The organism is Ensifer sp. PDNC004 (assembly GCF_016919405.1).
Lineage (GTDB): Bacteria > Pseudomonadota > Alphaproteobacteria > Rhizobiales > Rhizobiaceae > Ensifer.
Map to the genome: position 1 here is coordinate 163488 of NZ_CP070352.1, position 21394 is coordinate 184881.

Annotated in this window: 20 protein-coding genes and 1 pseudogene; 15 read left to right on the plus strand and 6 right to left on the minus strand. The window is 62.0% G+C overall.

Going from position 1 to position 21394, the window contains the following annotated elements:
* Positions 1 to 20: 20 nt before the first annotated feature.
* The 5 genes from JVX98_RS00740 to JVX98_RS00760 all read left to right on the plus strand — a co-directional run bounded on the left by JVX98_RS00740 (position 21) and on the right by JVX98_RS00760 (position 5790).
* Positions 21 to 995 (plus strand): ABC transporter permease, encoded by a 975-nt coding sequence (locus tag JVX98_RS00740; RefSeq protein WP_192450037.1) that lies wholly within the window; start codon positions 21 to 23, stop codon positions 993 to 995.
* A gap of 77 nt (positions 996 to 1072) precedes the next feature.
* Positions 1073 to 2074 (plus strand): substrate-binding domain-containing protein, encoded by a 1002-nt coding sequence (locus JVX98_RS00745; RefSeq protein WP_205236525.1) that lies wholly within the window; start codon positions 1073 to 1075, stop codon positions 2072 to 2074.
* 84 nt (positions 2075 to 2158) lie between these two features.
* Positions 2159 to 3727, plus strand: coding sequence for a sugar ABC transporter ATP-binding protein (locus tag JVX98_RS00750; protein WP_205236526.1), 1569 nt, complete (start codon positions 2159 to 2161; stop codon positions 3725 to 3727).
* Between the two features lie 74 nt (positions 3728 to 3801).
* A complete protein-coding gene (locus tag JVX98_RS00755; RefSeq protein ID WP_246764837.1) occupies positions 3802 to 4761 on the plus strand; it encodes an ABC transporter permease in 960 nt (319 codons plus the stop codon).
* A gap of 81 nt (positions 4762 to 4842) precedes the next feature.
* Entirely contained in the window at positions 4843 to 5790 is a 948-nt protein-coding gene (locus JVX98_RS00760) for a carbohydrate kinase family protein (RefSeq protein ID WP_205236528.1), read from the plus strand.
* A 37-nt stretch (positions 5791 to 5827) separates the two neighbouring features.
* On the opposite strand, the gene JVX98_RS00765 is transcribed toward JVX98_RS00760, so the two are convergent.
* The gene (locus JVX98_RS00765; protein WP_246764838.1) at positions 5828 to 6811 is read right to left on the minus strand and encodes a sugar-binding transcriptional regulator; all 984 of its coding nucleotides are present in this window, start codon (positions 6809 to 6811) and stop codon (positions 5828 to 5830) included.
* A 372-nt stretch (positions 6812 to 7183) separates the two neighbouring features.
* On the opposite strand from JVX98_RS00765, the gene JVX98_RS00770 reads away from it, so the two are divergent.
* Entirely contained in the window at positions 7184 to 9232 is a 2049-nt protein-coding gene (locus JVX98_RS00770) for a bifunctional aldolase/short-chain dehydrogenase (RefSeq protein ID WP_205236529.1), read from the plus strand.
* A 172-nt stretch (positions 9233 to 9404) separates the two neighbouring features.
* Here JVX98_RS00770 and JVX98_RS00775 read toward each other — a convergent pair whose 3' ends face one another.
* Complete coding sequence (locus tag JVX98_RS00775; protein ID WP_205236530.1) at positions 9405 to 9710, minus strand: hypothetical protein; 306 nt, start codon at positions 9708 to 9710, stop codon at positions 9405 to 9407.
* Positions 9711 to 9972: 262 nt separating this feature from the next.
* Here JVX98_RS00775 and JVX98_RS00780 point away from each other — a divergent pair, with 262 nt between their 5' ends.
* A complete protein-coding gene (locus JVX98_RS00780) occupies positions 9973 to 10152 on the plus strand; it encodes a hypothetical protein (RefSeq protein WP_205236531.1) in 180 nt (59 codons plus the stop codon).
* A 148-nt stretch (positions 10153 to 10300) separates the two neighbouring features.
* Here the strand turns inward: JVX98_RS00780 and JVX98_RS00785 are convergent, their stop codons facing one another.
* From JVX98_RS00785 to alr, 3 genes are read right to left on the minus strand one after another with little or no spacing between them, the layout of a single operon-like run.
* Positions 10301 to 10681: a RidA family protein gene (locus JVX98_RS00785; protein ID WP_192449836.1), complete on the minus strand. Its 381-nt coding sequence runs from the start codon at positions 10679 to 10681 to the stop codon at positions 10301 to 10303.
* 37 nt (positions 10682 to 10718) lie between these two features.
* A complete protein-coding gene (locus JVX98_RS00790) occupies positions 10719 to 11969 on the minus strand; it encodes a D-amino acid dehydrogenase (protein WP_205236532.1) in 1251 nt (416 codons plus the stop codon).
* A 24-nt stretch (positions 11970 to 11993) separates the two neighbouring features.
* A complete protein-coding gene (gene alr / locus JVX98_RS00795; RefSeq protein ID WP_205236533.1) occupies positions 11994 to 13124 on the minus strand; it encodes an alanine racemase in 1131 nt (376 codons plus the stop codon).
* Positions 13125 to 13250: 126 nt separating this feature from the next.
* On the opposite strand from alr, the gene JVX98_RS00800 reads away from it, so the two are divergent.
* The 8 genes and pseudogenes from JVX98_RS00800 (at position 13251) to JVX98_RS00835 (ending at position 19794) form a co-directional block, all read left to right on the plus strand.
* On the plus strand, positions 13251 to 13715 hold the full coding sequence (locus JVX98_RS00800) for an Lrp/AsnC family transcriptional regulator (protein ID WP_043612509.1): 465 nt from the start codon (positions 13251 to 13253) through the stop codon (positions 13713 to 13715).
* Between the two features lie 351 nt (positions 13716 to 14066).
* On the plus strand, positions 14067 to 15371 hold the full coding sequence (gene ugpB, locus JVX98_RS00805) for a sn-glycerol-3-phosphate ABC transporter substrate-binding protein UgpB (RefSeq protein WP_192449832.1): 1305 nt from the start codon (positions 14067 to 14069) through the stop codon (positions 15369 to 15371).
* Between the two features lie 68 nt (positions 15372 to 15439).
* Entirely contained in the window at positions 15440 to 16321 is an 882-nt protein-coding gene (gene ugpA / locus JVX98_RS00810) for a sn-glycerol-3-phosphate ABC transporter permease UgpA (protein WP_043612503.1), read from the plus strand.
* Positions 16322 to 16328: 7 nt separating this feature from the next.
* The gene (gene ugpE, locus JVX98_RS00815) at positions 16329 to 17177 is read left to right on the plus strand and encodes a sn-glycerol-3-phosphate ABC transporter permease UgpE (protein ID WP_205236534.1); all 849 of its coding nucleotides are present in this window, start codon (positions 16329 to 16331) and stop codon (positions 17175 to 17177) included.
* A complete protein-coding gene (locus tag JVX98_RS00820; RefSeq protein WP_205236535.1) occupies positions 17177 to 18226 on the plus strand; it encodes a sn-glycerol-3-phosphate import ATP-binding protein UgpC in 1050 nt (349 codons plus the stop codon). The genes ugpE and JVX98_RS00820 overlap by 1 nt, the downstream gene beginning before the upstream one ends.
* Before the next feature lie 336 nt (positions 18227 to 18562).
* Positions 18563 to 18829 carry a helix-turn-helix domain-containing protein gene (locus tag JVX98_RS00825; protein WP_246764881.1) on the plus strand — a complete coding sequence of 89 codons (267 nt, stop codon included), beginning with the start codon at positions 18563 to 18565 and terminating at the stop codon, positions 18827 to 18829.
* 115 nt (positions 18830 to 18944) lie between these two features.
* A pseudogene (locus tag JVX98_RS00830) lies at positions 18945 to 19126 on the plus strand (ISNCY family transposase); the annotation flags it as partial.
* A gap of 461 nt (positions 19127 to 19587) precedes the next feature.
* A complete protein-coding gene (locus JVX98_RS00835) occupies positions 19588 to 19794 on the plus strand; it encodes a hypothetical protein (protein WP_043612491.1) in 207 nt (68 codons plus the stop codon).
* Between the two features lie 163 nt (positions 19795 to 19957).
* On the opposite strand, the gene gdhA is transcribed toward JVX98_RS00835, so the two are convergent.
* On the minus strand, positions 19958 to 21304 hold the full coding sequence (gdhA, locus tag JVX98_RS00840) for an NADP-specific glutamate dehydrogenase (RefSeq protein ID WP_205236537.1): 1347 nt from the start codon (positions 21302 to 21304) through the stop codon (positions 19958 to 19960).
* Positions 21305 to 21394: the final 90 nt, after the last annotated feature.

Consider the following 21394-nt stretch of genomic DNA (forward strand, 5'->3'; position numbering starts at 1 on the left):
GGGACATCGTGGCTTTTCAGATGGATCGGCAGCTCGGCTTTCTTGCCACTGTGAACGTTGCCGCGATTGTCGCCGGTGCGGTGCTCGTCGGCGCCAGCTTCGTCGAGCTCTATAACTTCCAGTCCATGGCGTCGCAGGTCCCCGAGCTGGGTTTCCTCGCGCTTGGCGTCATGCTGGCCATGATGTCCGGCAATGGCGGCATCGACCTTTCCGGCATCGCGCTGGCCAATCTCTCCGGGGTTGCCGCCTACTTCTTCCTGCGCGATGTGATTTCCGCCGACGACGCTCCGCTTCTCTTCACCTGGAGCCTGATCGGCCTTGCGCTTGGCGTCGGCCTTGTCGGCGGCATGCTGAACGGGTTCCTGATCGCGAAGGTCGGATTGACGCCGATCATCGCCACGCTCGGCACGCAATTGCTCTTCACGGGGTTGGCGATCGTTCTCACCAACGGTTCGGCGCTCAGCATCGGCTATGTCGAGCCGCTCGACGATTTCGGCAATGCCACGATCCTGAGCGTGCCCCAATGCTTCGCTCTGTTCCTGGTCGTCGCACTTGCGATCGGCGCCATCCTGCGTTTCACGCCCTTCGGCCAGCGTCTGCTTCTGCTCGGCAACAATGCCAAGGCGGCGCGCTACGCCGGCATCCCGGAGAAGCGCATCCTGTTCCTGACCTATACGGTTTGCGGGCTGTTGGCATCGGTTGCCGGCATCGTCATCGCCGCGCGCACCTCGAGCGTCAAGTGGGACTACGGCACCTCCTATGTCCTCATCGCGATCCTGATCGCGGTCATGGCTGGCGTTCGCCCTGAGGGCGGCTATGGGCGGGTCATCTGCGTCGTGCTTTCGGCAACATCGCTGCAGATGCTCTCCAGCCTCTTCAACTTCATGAACATCTCGAACTTCTTCCGGGATCTCGCCTGGGGCGTTCTTCTGCTCGTCTTCATCGCCACCTCCGGCTTCGATCTCAAAGCCTGGTTCAGGGCGACCCGCAGCTAACCCCGTTTCCGCCAGGGCCGGGCGCGAGCCTTCGCGCGCCACAGCTCTTTCCCTTCGAAGGCGCAATGGGAGGAACTATGCCTGATTTTCGTAAAATTGCCGCCTGCACCGTGGCCCTCGGCACCATCTGGGCCGCAACGGCGGCCACTGCCGAGGAGAAGCCGAGCATCGTGACCGTCGTGAAGGTCACCGGCGAGAACTGGTTTACCCGCATGGAGGAAGGCGTTGTCGCCTACGGCAACGACAATGATACGGTTGCCACGAGCCAGATTGGCCCCGGCAAGGCAGACGCTGCCCAGCAGGCGCGCCTGATCGAAGACCTCGTCGCCAAGAAGGTCAGCGCGATTGCCGTCGTGCCGATGGATGCAGCGTCGCTCGAAGGCGTGCTGAAGCGCGCCGCCCAGCGCGGCATCAAGGTTGTGACCCACGAAGCCGACAGCATGAAGAACACGCTCGTCGACATCGAAGCCTTCGAAAACAAGGCCTTCGGCGCTCGCTTCAACGAAAAGATCGCCGAGTGCATGGGCAAGTCCGGCAAGTGGACCTCCTTCGTCGGTTCGCTCGGCAGCCTGACGCACGTGCAGTGGGCTGACGGCGGCGCTGAAAATGCAAAGAAGTACCCGGACATGGAACTGGTCTCGGAGAAGAACGAATCCTTCAACGACGCCAACCGCGCCTACGAGAAGGCCCGCGAGATCCTGCGCAAATACCCCGATATCAAGGGATTCCAGGGCGGCTCTGCCATCGACGTCATCGGCATCGGCCGCGCCGTCGAAGAGGCTGGCCTTCAGGACAAGACCTGCGTATTCGGTATCGGCCTGCCGAAGGATACCGGATCCTATCTGGAGTCCGGTGCTGTGGATGGCATCAGCTTCTGGGATCCTAAGGATGCCGGCTACGTCATGAACAAGGTCGCCGACATGGTCATCAAGGGCGAAGAGATCAAGGACGGCATGGATCTCGGCGTGCCCGGCTACGAAAAGGTGACGGTCAAGAAGGGTGCAGGTGACGGCATGATTGTCGTCGGCGAAGCCTGGGTCGACGTCGACAAGTCGAACTACAGCAAATACCCGTTCTGATCGGTTCAGCCGATCAATGCCGTCGCGCCCACCGGCGCGGCGGCAGGACACTCGAACGCCCTCATGCCCCGTCAGGACAAAGCCATGCAGCCCCAGCCCACTGGCGGTGAACCGCATCTCAAGCCCGCGACCCCGTTTCTGGAGGTGCGCAACATCGAGAAGCACTTCGGTGGCGTGCGAGCGCTGAAGGGCGTCAGCCTTTCGATCGAGGCCGGCAACATCTATCACCTGATGGGTGAGAACGGCTGCGGCAAGAGCACGCTCATCAAGATCATTTCCGGGGCTCAAGGGGCCGATGCAGGCGAACTCCTGATCGACGGCAAGACGGTCACCGGACTGACGCCAGTCGCCGCCCTCGCTGCCGGCATCGAAACGGTCTATCAGGATTTCTCGCTGCTCCCCAACCTCTCCGTCGCAGAGAACATCGGCCTGACGCAGCAGCTCGTATCCTCGTCGGGCAAGCTTGCGCGGCGGCTCGACATACCGAAAATGCGGGCGACAGCCGAGCGCGCCCTTGCGGCCGTCGGCCTGCCCGCGAGCAGGGCCTTTCTGTCGACGCGCACGGACGAGTTGCCGATGGCGACGCGGCAGTTGATCGCCATTGCCCGTGCGATCGCCTCCGACGCCCGCCTCGTCATTATGGACGAGCCGACGACGGCGCTGACCAAACACGAGGTCGACAATCTTATCGGCGTCGTCGATCGCCTGCGCGCCAAGGGCGTTGCCGTGCTGTTTGTCACCCACAAGCTCGACGAGTGCAAATCGCTCGGCGGGCGGGCGATCATCATGCGCGACGGCCAGAAGGTCGCCGAATGCGATGTCGAAGGCCATTCGAAGACCGATCTGGCCTTCTGGATGACCGGCAAGGTGCTGGACGATACGCGCCAGCGCTCTGCCGTCACGCTCGGCGAGAAGTTGCTCAATGTCGAGAAGCTCTCGCGGAGCGGCTTTTTCGCTGACGTCTCCTTGTCGCTGCGCAAGGGCGAAATCGTCGGCATTACCGGGCTGCTTGATTCCGGGCGCAACGAACTGGCGCTTGCGCTCGCCGGCGTTTCGCCGGCTGACGGCGGCGGCATTTTTCTCGAGGGCGACGAGATCCGCCTTGGCAAACCCGCCGACGCGATAGCGTCTGGCATTGGCTACGTTCCCGAGGACCGGCTCTCGGAGGGGTTGTTCCTCTCGCAATCGATCAAGGACAATATCGTGGTTCCGGTCCTCGACCGGCTGCGCAATGCCCTCGGTATCGTTGACGGACGCCGCAGCCGTGCGCTTGCCGAGCGCACGGTCGACGATCTCCAGGTCGTCTCGGCCGGCGTCGACAAGCCGGTGCAGTCCCTATCCGGCGGCAACCAGCAGCGCGTGCTGATCGGGCGCTGGCTGACGATCGAGCCAAAACTTCTGATCCTGCATGGCCCGACGGTCGGCGTCGATGTGGGCTCCAAAGACACGATCTATCGGATCATCCAGCGGCTCGCCGGCGACGGCATGGGCGTCATCATCATCAGCGACGACCTGCCCGAATTGTTGCAGAACTGCGACCGCATCATGGTCATGCGCAAGGGTCGCGTCGTCAAAACCTTTGCCGCCGAAGGGCTGGCCGAAGACGTCCTCTCGCGTGCGCTGACGGACGATACCATTGCGAGGCTTCAATGACCGAAACCACCTTTTCCTCGGCTGCACCCCGGTCTGAAAGCGCAGGCGCGGTTGCCGGCATTTGGGCGTGGCTCATGCGGCATCCCCCGGCCTTCACGCTGATCCTGATCGTCGCCGTCTCGCTCGTCGTCGGCGCGATCAACACGGACTTCTGGCAGGTATCGAATCTCTTCGACATCCTGCGCGCGTCCGTCGTGCGTGGCCTTTTCGCGCTCGGCGTGCTCGTCGTGTTGGCCTCCGGTGGCATTGACGTCTCGTTCACGGCGATCGCCGCCTTCGTCATGTACGCCGTCACCATGCTGGTCGTGAACGTGGTGCCCGACATGCCGATCGTGGCGATCCTTGCGCTCGGCGCTGTCGGCGGCGCCTGTTTCGGCGCGCTCAACGGTGTTCTCGTTCATGCGCTCAAGGCGCCGTCGCTGATCGTGACGATCGGCACGCAATATGTCATTCGCAGCTTCCTGCTCACCTTTGTCGGCACAGCGCTGTTCATGAACATTCCGGCAGCAATGGACGCGTTCGGAAAGCTTGCGCTCTTCACCCACCACAGTGCCAACGGCTCAACCTCGACGCTGCCTGCCTTCGTGCTGATCCTTGCGGTCGCCGCGATCGTCACCTGGTGGATCCTCGAGCGCACCCTGATCGGCCGCGCGGTCTATGCCGTCGGCGGCAATGCCGGTGTGGCCGAGCGGCTCGGCTACAACCTGCGCACGGTCCGCATCTTTGTCTTTGCCTATGCGGGGCTTCTCGCCGGCATCGCCGGGATCATTCACGTCTCCAGCAACCGGCTGGCGAACCCGTTCGACCTCGCGGGCGCCGAACTCGAAATCATTGCCGCGGTCGTTCTCGGCGGCGCGCGCATCACCGGCGGCTCCGGGAGTGTCATCGGCACGCTTCTGGGCGTGGTTCTCATCACACTGGTCAGCAACGTCCTCATTCTTGTCGGCATCCCGAGCACCTGGCAGCTCGTCATCGTCGGCATCTTCATCATTCTCGCCGGCGGGATCTTCTCGATCCGCGGCCGACAATCCTGACGGCCGGCCTTAAGGCCGCCAAGCCGCGGTCGGGGCCGGTGTCTTTCGACACCCCTGTTTCTTTGAGAAAGGTTTGAGTGCATGGCGCACGATGTTTCGGTCATCGGACTTTACATTCTCGACATCCTCGGTCGCCCCGTCGACCGAATTCCCGAGGGCGGCAATGTCGAGTTCATTGACGAGATCCGCCTGACGGTTGCCGGTACCGCCGGCGGCACAGTGGTCGACCTTGCAAAGCTCGGTCTCAACTGCCTTGCGGTTGGCGCCGTCGGCGACGACGAGAAGGCCGACTTCGTGCTTTCGACCCTGCAGCGCTTCGGCGTCGACACCGCGGAGATGCAGCGGATCGCCGGCGTTCCGACGTCCGCCACGATCCTCAACATCCGCCGCAACGGCGAAAGGCCGGCGCTTCACGTCCGCGGCGCGTCCGGTCATTTCGAGATCGCAGCCGAAGCCCTCGATCGCGTGACAGACGCGCCGATCGTTCATCTTGGCGGCACGGGACTGCTCGACCGCCTCGACGGCGAGCCGAGCCGCGTGCTTCTCGAAGCAGCCAAGGCCAAGGGCCGCACCGTCACCTTCGATCTGCTCGGTGCCAGCGAGAAGACGCTCTCCCTCATCCGCCCGCTCTTCCCCTATATCGACTACTTCATGCCGTCGGTGGAGGAAGCCATGCTGATCTCCGGGCGGAAAACCGCCGAGGATGCGGCGCTCTTCTTCTGCGATCTCGGTGTGAAGCACTGCGTCTTCACGCTCGGCGGCGACGGCGTCTACTTCATGGATCCGGACCGAAAGACCGTGAAACTGCCAGCCTTCGAGATCGACGTCGTCGATACGACGGGCTGCGGCGATGCCTTCAACGCCGGCTTCATCGCCGCCCTGCACCACAAGATGGACACGGAGACGTCGCTGAAGTTCGCGCAGGCCTCGGCCGCGCTGGTGGCGACCGGTCTCGGTTCGGATGCCGGCATCACCTCTTTTGAGGCGACGCAGGCATTCATGCGCACGGCGCGCGTCAAGACGAACTGATAGGCTGGCGGGGCGCTCCTGTCGGAGCGCCTCAGGCCTATTCGGCCAGCAGCATCTCGGCGGTTGCGATGTCGGTGACGAGGTGGGTGGCGTAGCCGCCCTTCATCGTCGCGCGGATCGCCGTGACCTTGTTCGCACCGCCGGCGACACAAACGCGGCTCGGGATACGCACGAGTTCGTCGAGCTCGATACCCACCATGCGATCGTCGAGTTCACCGCTCACCTGTCGGCCCGCCTCATCGATGAAACGGCAGATCAGCACCGCGACGGCGCCGTGCGCTTGATAGGAATCGAAGTCCTCCTGGCTTGCGACATTGGCCGAGCGGATCAGCGTGTCGGGGCCGATATCGCCGACGCCGAAGACCAGGATGTTGGTGGAATGAATAAGCTCGAACTGCTTGACGAGCACCGGTTCCGAAAGCAGCCAGCGCTTGAGTTCCGGCGTCGACAGCAGCGCCGGCGCCAAAAGGTTGACGCAGCGTGCGTGAATGCGCTGGGACATCAGCGAGGTGCAGAATTCCGGCGAGAACTCGGGATTGGCGATCGAGCTGCCCGAAACCTGGACGACAGTGAGCCCATCGAGCGGTTCGGCCAGCGAGATCTGGTCGGCGACGGCAAGCACTGTCCGTCCCCAGGCAACGCCGATCGTGTCGCCTTGCTTGATCATGTCGGCAAGCAGGCGGGCGCCGGCCTCACCGAGCCGCGTGACCAGCGACGCCGGCTCTCCGGCTGGAATGACCAGCGCTCCTTCGAGCCCGAACTTCTCCTTCAGCTTGCGCGCGATGGCCACGCGTCCACCGACATCGGTGTTGACGCGGATGGTAACGAGGCCGCGTTCACGGGCCTCCTGAAGGTAATTGACGATGGTCGCGCGAGACATGCCGAGGATCTTGGCGATGTCGCTCTGGGTCAGTTGATCGACGTAGTAGAGCCAGGCGGCCCAAACGACCCCGTCATCGAACTCGGGCGGCAACGACTTGCCTTCGCCGATCATCCAACTTGCCCGTGCGCTCTCCGCCATCCGTCACTCCGCCTGATACTGTTTGCGCCACCTCAAACCGGAAATGAGGCCGCCGTCAAACAAATTCGAACGCTCAATTGACATTTGACACATGATGTTGTCATTTGTTTACGCCCCGTTGTAACGGGCGATCGAGAACGGAATCGCGTTTGAGCATGCGGCCACGAATGCGGCCGCATGGGCAGACGAGACTGCGGCAGACTGGATCGGATCCGCGCCTTCTTCGACGCGGCCCGCGCCAGACGCCGATCCCAAATTTCCCAAGCGGCCTTTCCTGCCAGCCTTCCACGGCTCGGCGGGCACGGTCCCGCCATGTCATTTTTGTCCGGAGCCGTCGCAGGTGATGTCCGCCGGAAGCTGAGGAGCCTTTGCATGAAATCGAGATGGTCCGAAACCGAATATGCCGATGTCGTCGACGCCTACGTCCGCAACGGCGTCAACCGTGATCTGGCGATCCGCACCTACACCACGCGCCTGCTCGGATCCGACCCGGAGCTGGTGCTGCATGGCGGCGGAAACACGTCGGTAAAGACCGTTTTCACCGATCTCGACGGCTCTGAAATTCCGGTTCTTTGCGTCAAGGGAAGCGGCTGGGACATGGGCACGATCGAACCGCCAGGCCTGCCTGCCGTCCGCCTGCAACCGCTCCAGGCGATGGTCGGTTTCCAAACGCTCAGTGACGACGACATGGTCATGCTGCAGCGCCGCTTGCTGCTCGATCCGGCAGCGCCCAATCCGTCGGTCGAAGCGATCCTCCATGCCAACCTGCCGTTCAAGCACATCGACCACACCCATGCCAACGCGATCGTGTCGCTGACAAACCAGCCGCACGGCGAAGAAATCGTGCGCGAACTCTTCCCTAAGGCGATCATCGTTCCCTATGTCATGCCCGGCTTCGATCTTGCGAAAGCCTGCGATGAGGCTTTCCGCGCCGATCCGACCGCCGACGGCATGATCCTCTTGAAGCACGGCATCTTCACCTGGTCGGAAGACCCGCGCGAATCCTACGAGAAGATGATCGCCGCAATCGACCGGGCCGAACGCCGCATTGCCGAAGGCAATCCGCGTCCGTTCGTCCAGGTGAAGCAGCCAATAGCGCTTGCAACGGCTGCGGAAATTGCGCCGGTCCTGCGCGGTGCCATCGCGATCGACACCGGTGTCGAAGGCTGCCCGAAACGCTTCGTGCTGGAGCACCGGGCAAGCGACGCGGTGCTTGCGTTCTGCAATGCGCAGAATGCCGGCGATCTCGCGCGCCGCGGCAATGCTACACCGGAGCATGTCATCCACATCAAGCGCTTCGGGCTGGTCCTGCCGGCGCCGGTTGCCGATGAAATGGCCACCTGGGCAGAGACGGTGCGCACGGCCGTGGCCGACTACGTCGCCGAATACCGCGCTTATTTCGAGCGCAACAACGCGCGCGTCGGTGGCAACAAGAAGATGCTCGACCCGATGCCCCGCGTCTTCTACGTCGCCGGCGTCGGCCTCTTTGCGGCCGGCCCCAGTAAGAAGGCCGCACGCGTCGGCGCCGATGTCGCGGAAGCCACGATCAACGTCATCCGTAACGCTGAAGGAATCGAGAGCTTCGAGGCGCTGTCGGAACATGATCTCTTCGACATCGAATACTGGTCGCTCGAGCAAGTCAAACTGACGAAACAGGTGGAGAAGCCGCTCAGCCGCCAAGTTGCGGTGGTGACTGGTGGTGCCGGCGGCCTTGGCCTTGCGATTGCCGAGGCGCTGCGCGCGGAAGGTGCGGAAATCGCGCTCGTCGATCTTGCCGAAGCGACGGTCAAGAAGGAGGCCGCCCGGCTCGGAGGGCTTGGCGTCGCCTGCGACGTGACCAATCCTCAGGCCGTTGACGCCGCTATCGCCAGCGTTGCCGAACATTTCGGCGGTATCGACATCGTCATTTCGAATGCGGGTGCCGCCTTCCAGGGCGCCATGATCGAGGTCGCCGACGAACTCTTCGAGAAAGCCTTCGCCCTCAACTTCTGGGGACACCATTACATCGCCCGGGCAGCAACCAGGGTGATGAAGACGCAACGCACCGGCGGCGCACTGGTGTTCAACGTCTCCAAGCAGGCGGTCAATCCCGGCCCCGATTTCGGTCCCTACGGAACGTCGAAGGCGGCGCTGATGGCACTGATGCGGCAATACGCCGTCGAACACGGTGCGGACGGCATCACCTCGAACGCCGTCAACGCCGATCGCATCCGCACCGGCCTCATGACCGACCAGATGGTCGAGGAGCGCAGCCGCGCCCGCGGCATCACGCCGGAAGCCTATATGCGCGGCAACCTCGTCCACCGCGAAGTCGCCGCCAAGGATGTGGCCGAAGCCTTCGTGCACCTTGCCAAGGCGCGCGCAAGCACAGGCGCGGTCATCACCGTCGATGGCGGCAATGTCGCGGCGATGATGCGATAGAAGGATAATGGGCGGCCGCGGTGGGAACCCCCGCGGCCGTGCCCAACGAAATGAAACACATCGGCACGATCTTCGGCCGAGTGGTGTCGCCGTAGCGGAGGCAACAGGCCACGCGACGGCCTATGCCGCCGCTGACGAGCAGGGCCCAGCCAACGACCCGGCGCTGGCGCTCCTAGATCCCGGAGCCGTCCAGTTCCTGCTCGTCCTCGCCTTCCCAGGGCAGCGGCATCGCGGCGCGATCGAGATTGGCCGTGGGCATCGGCATCCAACACTTCAACTCAGGCTCGGGATACTCGATGATGCGGCCGGGCGAGGAATCGGAGGCGCGCCAGCCTTCAGTCCCGAACTGATCACCCTTCGACCAATAGGCGAGATCGACTTCCGCGGGGCCCTGCTCGGACGGCCGGATCGTGACGAGGATCCGGCTCCCGTTTTTCGGAGCGCTTGCCATATGACGCCAGTGGTCCGCCTCAGCCATCACTTACCTCCTGCCTTGCTGCACCTGACAAGTGTCGCCTCGCCATCAAAAGCGGTCAACTCATAGTTTACGTGGGGGGAGGGAGGAGAAGGCGTGCGCCTGCGCGGTGTGTCTCGTGGCCGACAACGCCTTGTCCGCGCTACATTTGGCCAAGACCAGTGATCGCAAGTACGGCTCTGTTAGACGGCGAGACTGCACTCTCGTTGGCATGACCGGGAGCGCCCGGCCGCAACCAATAGATTCGATTTAAGGCTATCTCGAAATGGATCAGTTCCTGAAGTCTATCCGCAGCCGCAAGACGATCATTGAAACTCGAATCGCCGAGGAACAGGCGCGGCCAGCCCCTGATCGCTTTCGTCTCTGGACGCTGAAGAAACTCAGGCTGCAATTTTTGGAGCAGATCGCATTCGTCGAGCGCACGAACCGTCTGCTTCCGACGTAAGGTCCGATAGCACAGCCGCGAGCCACGGCTTGACGAACGACGTCGCCCCCGACGCGCGGATTGATTCCCGATGGTGTACCTTTAGCGGCATCGCGATGCCTGGCTTCCCGGACGCTGATTGCCTGTCAGCGTCCGGCGCCAGTAGGCCTTACGGGATGGCGATGACAGCCTCGATCTCCACCTTCGCGCCCTTCGGCAGCGCGCTGACTTCGTAGCAGGCGCGGGCCGGAAACGGCTTGGCGAAGAAGCCCGCATAGACCTTGTTGATTTCCGCGAACTGCCCGAGGTCGGTCAGCAGAACCGTGGTCTTGACGGTGTTCGAAAGGGTAGTGCCCGCGGCAGTCGCGATGGCAGCAAGGTTCTTCAGGCACTGCTCGGCCTGCGCGATCGCGTCGTCCGAGTTGAACTCTCCGGTGGCCGGATCGATCGGAAGCTGGCCGGAGACGAACAGGAGGTTGCCGACCTTGATCGCCTGCGAGAAGGGACCGACGGCGCCCGGCGCGTCGGTGGTGTGGATTTCCTGGATCATGATCCGTCTCCGAGATTGGTGGTTGAATTGAGCACGCTTATGCGTAGCGGGCGATCGCGAGATCGGTGGCGTCGATTTCCGGCTTACGCCCGCTGACGAGATCGGCGATCACCCGTGCCGAACCGGAACTCATCGTCCAGCCGAGCGTACCGTGACCGGTGTTGAGATAGAGGCCGGCGACCTTCGTCGGACCAATAACCGGCGTGCCATCCGGCGTCATCGGCCGAAGGCCGGACCAGAAGCTTGCCTTCGACACGTCGCCGCCCGGGAAGAGGTCGGTGACAGAGTGCTGCAGCGTCAGGCGACGGGGTTCGCCGAGATCGTTGGTGTAGCCGGAGATTTCCGCCATGCCGCCGACGCGGATGCGGTCGCCGAGCCTGGTGATGGCGATCTTGAAGGTTTCGTCCATGACCGTCGATTCCGGCGCGCGTGACGCGTCGGTGATCGGGATCGTCAACGAGTAACCCTTGACCGGGTAGACCGGCAGGCGGATGTCATGCGGCCTGACGAGGAGAGGGGAGAAGCTGCCGAGCGCCACGACGACGGCGTCGGCCTTGAGCGTGCCGTGCGCCGTGACGACGCCCTTGATCCGACCACCTTCCACGTCGAGACTGCGGATGATGCTGCCATAGTTGAAGCGCACGCCGAGCGCTTCCGCCTTCTTCGCAAGCTCGTTGCTGAACTTGAAGCAGTCGCCGGTCTCGTCCTTCGGTGTCAGCAGGCCGCCGACGATCTTTTCGCGCACATGTTTCAGCGCCGGTTCGACGCGAATGCAGCCGTCGCGATCCAGGACCTCGTAGGGGATGCCGTCGGCGGCAAGCGCCTTGACGTCCTTGCCGGAGGCGTCGAGCTGGGCCTGGGTCCGGAAAAGCTGCAGCGTTCCCTGCATGCGCTCGTCATAGGCGATGCCAGTTTCAGCGCGCAGCGCGGCGAGCGAGATGCGGCTGTAGTCGGCAAGCCTGAGCATGCGGCTCTTGTTGATCGCGTAGCGCCCGGACGTGCAGTTCGAGAGCATCTTGATCATCCAGGAGATCATGGCGGCATCAACCTTCGGTCGAAGGATGAGTGGCGCATGCTCCATGAACAGCCATTTCATCGCCTTCATCGGAATGCCGGGTGCCGCCCAGGGCGAGCAGTAGCCGAAGGAAACCTCGCCGGCATTGGCAAAGCTCGTCTCCAGCGCCGGCCCCGGCTGGCGATCGATGACGGTGACCTCGTGTCCGCTCTTGGCAAGCTGGTAGGCCGAGGTGACGCCGACGATGCCGGCGCCGAGAACGATAACTTTCATGATGTCCTCAAAAGGAAAGGAAGCTCAGCGATACTGCCGTTCGTAGCGATGCCCGAGACCGGTCAGGATTTCGTAGGAGATGGTGCCGGCATCGCGTGCGATGTCTTCGAGTGTCTGGTTGGGCCCGAGGACCTCCACCAGGCTGCCGAGTTGCAGGCGCCCCTCCGGCAAGGCCGAGATGTCGATGGTGATGCTGTCCATCGACACCCGGCCGACGATCGGCAAGCGAACACCGTCGCAATAGACCGCACCCCGATCGCTCAGGCTGCGCGGCAGGCCGTCGGCATAGCCGGCGGCAATTGTGGCAAGCCGGGTCGGGCTTGCGACGACATGGCTGCCGCCATAGCCGACGCGCGCACCGGTCGGCACTTCACGCGTCTGCACCACCGCGACATCGAGCTTGATGACCGGCTCCATCGGGTTTGGGTGACCATCCGTCGGAGCCCCGCCGTAAAGCGCGATCCCCGGACGAACCAGCACGCCGTGATAGGCTTCGCCCAGGAAAATGCCACCGGAATTGGCGAAGCACAGCTCGTATTCCGGAAACTCCGCTGCAATGCGCCGGAGTTCGGCAAGCTGGCTGCCGTTCTGTTCGCTCAAGACGTCGTCGGCAGAGGCCAGATGGCTCATGACGAACTGGATGTCGATCATGCCGCAGGTCCGCAACATCGAGGCGACCGCCGGTCGTTCCTGCGGCGGGACGCCGAGCCGCGACATGCCCGTGTCGAACTGCAGCGACGCCGGGAGCCGGCGGTTGAGATTTACCGCCGCACCGGCCCATTGCCGCAATTGCTCAAGAGAATTGATCACCGGTACGATGCCGTCGTCGGCGCAGGCGAGCTCGTTGCCCGGCTGCAGGCCGTTCAGGACGAAGATCATCGCATCGCGGGCAAGCTGCGGTCGCAGGCGCCGAGCCTCCACGAACTGGGCCACGAAGAAATGCCGGCAGCCATGGTCATAAAGGCGCGCCGCGACCCGGTCTGCGCCAAGCCCATAGGCATCCGCCTTGACGACGGCTGCGGCCCGCGCCGGCGCAATTTCAGACACCAGCCGGTCGTAATTGCGAACCAGCGCCGCAAGATCGATCGTGAGGTAGCCCGAGGCGCCGCCCTTGATCGCTTTCTGCTGCGTACTTTCCCTGACTGCGCCGTCCATGGCCGAGCCTCCCAACCTGTCCGGAGGGTAGTGAAACGATCGCAAAATTGTCGACGAATTGTCGATTGATCGTTGTGCAAATTCGTGATCTTTGAATGAAACGATCACGAATTGGAATAATCTGCAATGACTGCGCTCGACACCATAGACCGCAATATCCTGCGGCTGCTGCGCCTGGATGCGCGCCGGAGCAACGCCAGCCTCGCGAGCGAGGTCGGGCTCTCGCCTTCCGCCTGTCTGAGGCGGATAAAACTGATGGAGCAGTCCGGCGTCATTCGCGGCTATACCGCCCTGGTGGACACCTCGAACGTCGAGGCCACCATTGCCGTTATCATCAACATCACGCTGGACCGCCAGACGGAGGACTATCTCGACCGGTTCGAGGCGGCGGTGCGACGACATCCCGAGCTACGCGAATGTTTTCTGATGACCGGTGGATCGGACTATCTGCTGCGCGTCGAAGTCGCCAATGCCGGCGAGTTCGAGCGCATCCACAAGGAGATTCTCTCGGCCTTACCGGGGGTCTCCAGAATCCATTCGAGCTTTGCGATCCGCAACGTTCTTGCGACACGCCCCAAGGCACGTCGATAGGCCGCAATCCCGGAACCCGCGCGGCCGTCCCTAGCAGAGCAGGAGGGCGACGGGCATCGAGGCGAGGAGATAGGCAAACCCATCCTCCGCAAGGCGCTCGCGCAGGCTGTGCGTGATTGGCGAGTTGCACCTCGCCCGGGACGATCGAGCGTCGTGCGTTCCTATATGAAACAGAACGAATATTCCGAGGGTGGAAATTTGCGAATTCTGCATTCTATTTTCTCTTGCAGGTTCGTTAGCGTTCGTTTTTAATCAGCGCACTTTCGCTGCGAAAGTCAGGCGCGACTGATTGAGGAGGATCAACGCGACTGAGCACCGAGACTTGTCGTCTCAATATTGGGAGGAATCGCCATGACAGTTTTGAAATGGACGCTTGCGGCCACATCTGCGATGTCAGTCTTCGCCGCCCCGAACGCCTTCGCGGCGACGGAGCTTGCCTGGTGGCACGCAATGACGGGCGCCAACAACGAAACCGTTGAACGGCTTGCGAAGGAATTCAACGAAAGCCAGTCGGAATACAAGATTGTCCCCGTCTTCAAGGGCACCTATGGCGAGACGCTGAATGCGGGCATCGCTGCGTTCCGCTCCAAGCAGGCTCCCGCGATCCTGCAGGTGTTCGACGCCGGCAGTGGCGTGATGTTGGGCGCCGAAGGTGCCGTGGTCCCCGTGGCGGAAGTGCTTCAGAAGGGCGGCTACGAGTTCAACAAGGACCAGTACCTGCCGGGCATCGTCGCCTATTATTCCAAGGCTGACGGGACCATGCTGTCCTTCCCCTTCAACTCGTCGTCCCCGATCCTCTATTTCAACAAGGACGCCTTTACGAAAGCCGGCATCGATACCGACAAGCCACCGGCCACCTGGCCCGAGGTCTTCGAAGCGGCCAAGAAGATCAAGGCGAGCGGAGCGGCAAACTGCGGGTTCACCTCGACCTGGCTGACCTGGATCCAGACCGAAAACTTCTCGGCCTGGAACAACGTGCCCTACGGCACGAACGAAAACGGGCTTGCCGGGCTCGAAGTGGAACTGAAGATCGACGCGCCGCTCTTCGTCGACCATTTCCAGTCGATTGCAGATCTCGCCAAGGATGGCACCTTCCGCTACGGCGGCCGCACCTCCGAGGCCAAGCAGCTGTTCATGTCGGGCGAGTGCGCGATCCTGACGGAATCCTCCGGCGGTCTCGGCGACATCGTCAAGTCGGGCATCAACTACGGTGTCGGCGAGCTTCCCTATTATGAAGGCCATGGCCCGCAGAACACCATCCCCGGCGGCGCAAGCCTCTGGGTCTTCGCCGGCAAGAGCGACGCCGAATACAAGGGCGTGGCCGAGTTCTTCCACTTCCTCTCGAAAACGGAAACCCAGGCGCAGCTTCACCAGGTCTCGGGCTACCTGCCGGTGACGCTTGCAGCCTACGAGGAAACCAAGAAGTCCGGCTTCTATGAAAAGAACCCGGGCCGGGAGACGCCGATCAAGCAGATGATGGGCAAGGCGCCGACCGAAAACTCCAAGGGCGTCCGCCTGGTCAACCTTCCGCAGGTTCGCGACATCCTCAACGAAGAGTTCGAAGCGATGCTTGCCGGCCAGAAGGATGCCAAGACGGCGCTCAGCGAAGGTGTCGTGAAGGCAAACGCTGCGATCAAGACTGCGATCGGCAACTGACCTCCAGACGAAATGTCCGCATCGCCCGCAAGGCGGTGCGGACTGGTTTTTGATGGGGAGGGGAGACCATGCAGTCCGTCGTATTTCCAAACAAGGTGCTGCCGTATCTTCTGCTGGCACCGCAGATCGTCTTGACGGTCATCTTCTTTTTTTGGCCGGCAAGCCAGGCGCTCTATCAGTCGGTGCTGCGCGAGGATCCGTTCGGCCTGAAATCCGGCTTCGTCGGTCTCGCCAACTTCCGGGCGATCCTCGCCAATCCCGACTATCTGCATTCGCTCAAGGTCACGGTGGCCTTCAGTGTTGCGACAGCGCTGTTGTCGATGGCGCTCGCGTTGCTGCTCGCAACGGCGGCCGACCGGGTGGTGCGCGGCCGCAACGTCTACCGCACGCTCCTGATCTGGCCCTATGCGGTTGCCCCGGCCGTGGCCGGCATGCTGTGGCTGTTCATGTTCAACCCGGCGATGGGAACCTTCTCTTACATTCTGCGCCGCAATGGCTTTGCGTGGGATCCGTTGCTCAACGGCAACCAGGCGATGTTCCTGGTGATCGTCGCGGCAGCCTGGAAGCAGATCAGCTACAACTTCCTCTTCTTCGTCGCAGGCCTGCAGGCGATCCCGAAGTCGCTCATCGAAGCGGCAGCCATCGATGGCGCCCGCGGCACCAAGCGGTTCTGGACCATCGTCTTCCCGCTGCTCGCGCCCACGACGTTCTTCCTGCTTGTCGTCAACACCGTCTACGCCTTCTTCGATACCTTCGGCATCATTCACGCGGTCACCGGAGGCGGCCCCGCCAAGGCCACGGAGACGCTCGTGTATAAGGTCTACAACGATGGCTTCGTCAATCTCGACCTCGGCAGTTCGGCAGCACAATCGGTGATCCTGATGGTCATCGTCATCGCGCTGACAGCGTTCCAGTTCCGCTTCGTCGAGAAGCGGGTCCACTATTCGTGAGGCGCCGATGATCGAGAATCGTCCCATATCAACTGCGATCAGCCACCTGATACTCGTCATCGGGATCATCATCGTCGCGCTGCCGATCTATTATACCTTCGTCGCCTCGAGCCACAGTTCGATCGAGATCGTGCGGCCGCCGATGTCGCTCGTCGTCGGAGATCACCTCGTCGAGAACTATCGGGAGGCGGTCGGCGGCGGCGTCGAGCGCGTCGTCGGCGTCAGCCTCGAGCGTCTGCTGTTCAATTCCACCGTCGTTGCGATCGCGATCGCCGTCGGCAAGATCGTCATCTCCTTCCTGTCGGCGTTCGCGATCGTGTTCTTCCGCTTTCCGCTGAAGATGCTGTTCTTCTGGATGATCTTCATCACCCTGATGCTGCCGGTCGAGGTGCGCATCCTGCCGACCTACAAGGTGATCGTCGATCTCGGCCTGATCGACACCTATGCGGGGCTGACGCTGCCGCTGATGGCTTCGGCGACGGCGACGTTCCTCTTTCGCCAGTTCTTCCTGACGATACCGGGCGAGCTGGTGGAGGCGGCGCGCATCGACAATGCCGGTCCGTTCCGCTTCATGAAGGATATCCTGCTGCCGCTTTCGGCAACGAACATCGCGGCGCTCTTCGTTATCCTCTTCATCTATGGCTGGACCCAGTATCTCTGGCCGCTGCTCGTCACCAACGACGCGAAGATGAACACGATCATCATCGGGCTCCGGCGGATGATCGATTTTACCGACGCCTCGACGCCCTGGAACTATGTGATGGTGACGGCGATCCTTGCAATCATCCCGCCGATCCTCGTCGTCGTGCTGATGCAGCGCTGGTTTGTCAAAGGTCTTGTGGAGACAGAAAAGTAATGGCTGAAATTACCCTGAAGGACGTCCGCAAGACCTATGGCACGGTGGAAGCGATCAAGGGCGTTTCGCTCGACATCAAGGACGGAGAGTTCGTCGTTCTTGTCGGACCGTCCGGCTGCGGCAAGTCCACGCTGCTGCGCATGATCGCCGGGCTCGAGAACATCAGTGGTGGAGACATCCTGATTGGCGGTCGTCGGGTCAACGATGTCGAGCCGGCGGAACGCGACATTGCGATGGTCTTCCAGAACTATGCGCTCTATCCGCACATGACGGTGCGCCAGAACCTTGCCTACGGGCTCAAGAACCGGAAGACCCCGGCGGCCGAGATCGACCAGCGCATTGCCACGGCCGCAAGGACGCTCGAAATCGAGCCCTATCTCGACCGCAAGCCACGGCAGCTTTCGGGCGGCCAACGGCAGCGCGTTGCCATGGGGCGGGCGATCGTTCGCCAACCCGCCGCGTTTCTGTTCGATGAGCCGCTGTCGAACCTCGATGCGAAGCTGCGCGGGCAGATGCGCATCGAAATCAAGCGGTTGCAGCGTTCACTCGCAACGACGAGCGTCTACGTCACCCATGATCAGATGGAAGCGATGACCCTTGCAGACCGGCTTGTCGTCGTCAGCGCCGGCCGCATCGAGCAGGTCGGCACGCCACTGGAGCTTTACGAGAAGCCCGCAACCACCTTCGTTGCCACTTTCATCGGCTCGCCGTCGATGAACCTGCTGCACGGCAAGAATTTGTCGGCAGGATGGTCGCTCGCCTCGGACGCGGCACGCCCGAATGGCGATTACACGCTCGGCGTCCGTCCGGAAGACATTTCGCCGATGTCAGCCGACGCCCCGGCGCGAGCCTTCGAAGCGACGGTTCGCATCGACGGCATCGAACTGGTCGGCGCCGAAAGCCTCATACACGGTCGCCTCCAAAACGGAGACGAGTTGGTCTTTCGCGTTTCCGGGCGCGCGCGCAACGAGATCGGTGACGAGGTGAAGGTTGGGGCGAGCACCGAAGCGCTCCATATGTTTGATGGTAGTGGGAACCGGCATGGATGATAGCCGGAAGGTCGGCGCGAGATCAGCAGAGGTTCGTTGATCTCGCGAGCGTAAACTGTTGAATTGTTGGAAAACATTGGGGGCTATGGTCACGACCACAGGGAACGTAGCTCTTTGGCCTGTGGTCGCTTCTTTCAGGGCGTCTCGCTAAAATAGTCCGAAAGGACGCCCGCAGGCGAGTTCCATAATACTTGTTATGCGACTTAAATTTGTAGCCGGGCGGATTCCATTTTCAAATGCAACGGAGGCAAATTGGCCATCGTTTCAGGGGGATGGATGTGGCCCGCTCTTTTGTGCAGTTGAGTATGGATGAACGCCGCGTCATTGCTCGGATGCATGGAGAATAAGATCAGCCAGGCGGAGATCGCGCGGACGCTTCGTCGCGACCGTTCGACCATCTGCCGCGAGCTACGACGGAGTTTCTGGCACGATCGTGAAGTCCGCATTGCCGAGGGCTATTGGCACGTGACGGCTCAACAGATGGCTGAGGACCGGCGTCGGCGCTACCGGAAGCTACACCACCCGCGCAAGTGCCTGGGGCTCCAGACGCCGAAGGAGATCTTCAGCCAGTACCTGTTGGCTATGAGGGGTCAAAGCATGTAGGTTTCTCGCGATCATTGCATTCAATCTGGAACCACCACCGCAAAGTTAGAGCGTCCTGATCCTGCAAAGTTGGAATGTCACTCTCCCCGGGTTTTGATGAGCTGGGAGATTGCGGATGGGATTGATTGCGATGAGCGAGCGCGATCTGCAGCGGATTGAGGTTTTGTCGAATGTGATCGCCGGACGCATGACGCTGATGTCGCCGGCGCACGTGCTGGAGCTGAGCACCCGCAGGTTCGCCGGTTGCTGGATCGGGGCAGCACTGGCGGTGCGGCGTCGATCCGGCCGCACGCTATGACCGTGCGAACCGTATGTTCGGCATCTTCCTAAGACATGTCGTTTTCGAGCTACCCTGAAGATCGGCTAAAGGGCGCGTGGTGGCTCGGTCGGTCGTCGAGCGCGCGCCGGATAAGCGTTGAAGGCGGGACGTAAGCTAAAAGATGCTCCGCAAACAGGCGCTTACGATTGTCAACTTCAGCTGCGCAACGCAGGCCGACATCTCTCAAAAGATGACCCGAAGCCTCTGATAAGGCAAGCCAATTGCAAAGCGGCATCGACTGCGGATTGACAGTCGACAGAAATGAGCGGATAGCCCGGATGCCATTTAAGGCTTCAAAGCACCCTGCTTCCGGTTCTAGGGCTTTGGCAGCGATGCCGTTGACGGGCAGATGGGCCAACCGGTTATGAAGCCGACCCCGGGTTCTCGGCCACCCGGCAAAGCCACAAGAATTCTTCCACGCCGACAATCAGAGGACACCATGGAAACGGTAGAAATCAGCGATCGAAACGACTTTGCCCTTTGGGCCATTCAGCGCGCACAGGAAATCGTGACGGGAGAAGGCGCAGCCTTCGCAATCGCAGCCCAGGGCGCAGACGAAGAAGCTCTGTCGCAAACCGCGGCTGCCCTCGGCAAGGCGATCAGTGAGGCCATGCTCGAGGTTTTCGACGGTCTCGTCGCCTCATAAATTCAACCTTCGCCGAATTGGCTCTAGTTGCCGTCTCGCGATCCGCATTGGCGGGCGGCACGGGTATGTCCCCGCGAGATCGGGACCAATCTTCAGCGTCCTCAGGCCCGAGCCGAATTGTCGAAGGAAGCCAGCGCAAGCTGGCTCCCGACAGATTGAAGCATTAGATCACGCCGAGCGCGTCCATGGCTTCGGCGACCCGGACGAAGCCGGCAATGTTGGCTCCGAGCACGTAATCGCCGGGGTTTCCGTATTCCTCGGCGGTCTCGGCGCAACGGTCGTGGATCGATTGCATGATGATGGCAAGCCGCGTTTCGGTCTGCTCGAACGTCCAGCTGTCGCGTGAGGCGTTCTGCTGCATCTCAAGAGCCGATGTCGCAACACCGCCCGCATTGGCGGCCTTGCCAGGGGCAAACATGACCCCTGCATCCTGAAAGATGCGAACCGCTTCGGGGGTCGACGGCATGTTTGCCCCCTCACCCACTGCGATAACGCCGTTCTTTACCAGGGTGCGGGCATCCTTGCCCGTCAGCTCGTTCTGCGTCGCCGAGGGCATCGCGACATCGCAAGGAACGTCCCAGACGGAGCCGCCCTCGACGTAATGCGCCCTGGAGCCTTTCAGCCTGGCATACTCGGATATCCGCTCGCGGCGAACCTCCTTGATCTGCTTGACCAGTTCGAGATCGATCCCGTGCTCATCGACGACATAACCGTTGGAGTCGGAGCACGCGACGATCTTGCCGCCGAACTCCGCAACCTTTTCCATGGTGTAGATGGCGACGTTTCCGGATCCCGATACGGTCACGCGCTTGCCTTCGAAATCGAGGCCCTTGGTGCTGAGCATCCGCTGGACGAAGTAGGTCGCGCCGAAACCCGTTGCCTCCTTGCGCGCACGCGAGCCGCCGTAGATCAGCGCCTTGCCTGTCAGCACGCCGGCCTCGTACCGGTTGGTGAGCCGCTTGTATTGGCCGAACATGTAGCCGATCTCCCGGCCTCCGACGCCGATATCGCCGGCAGGAACGTCGGTATATTCGCCCAGGTGTCGATGAAGCTCGGTCATGAACGACTGGCAAAATCGCATGATTTCCCCATCCGAACGGCCCCTCGGATTGAAGTCCGAACCGCCCTTGCCGCCGCCGATCGGCATGCCCGTCAGGGCGTTCTTGAAGGTCTGCTCGAAACCGAGGAACTTGATGATCCCGACGTTGACGGAAGGGTGAAAACGTATCCCGCCCTTGTAGGGCCCAAGCGCCGAGTTGAATTGGACGCGGAAACCGCGGTTGATCTGTACCTGCCCGGCGTCATCGACCCAAGGCACCCTGAAGATGATCTGCCGCTCCGGTTCGCAGATCCTTTCTATAAGGGCCTGTTCCGCATAGCGCGGGTGCTTGGCAATGACACGCCCCAGACTTTCAAGCACTTCGCGTACGGCCTGGTGAAATTCCAGCTCGCCGGCGTTGCGCCTCAGTACTTCCGTCAGAATTGGTTCCAGCTTCTCATCGACATTCAAGATGGTTCTCCTCATGCGCGCAGGTTCTATGCGCAGACCCTCGCGCATTATCGGAAGCAGAGCGGCAAGTGAAGATTTATTTCCCGCGAC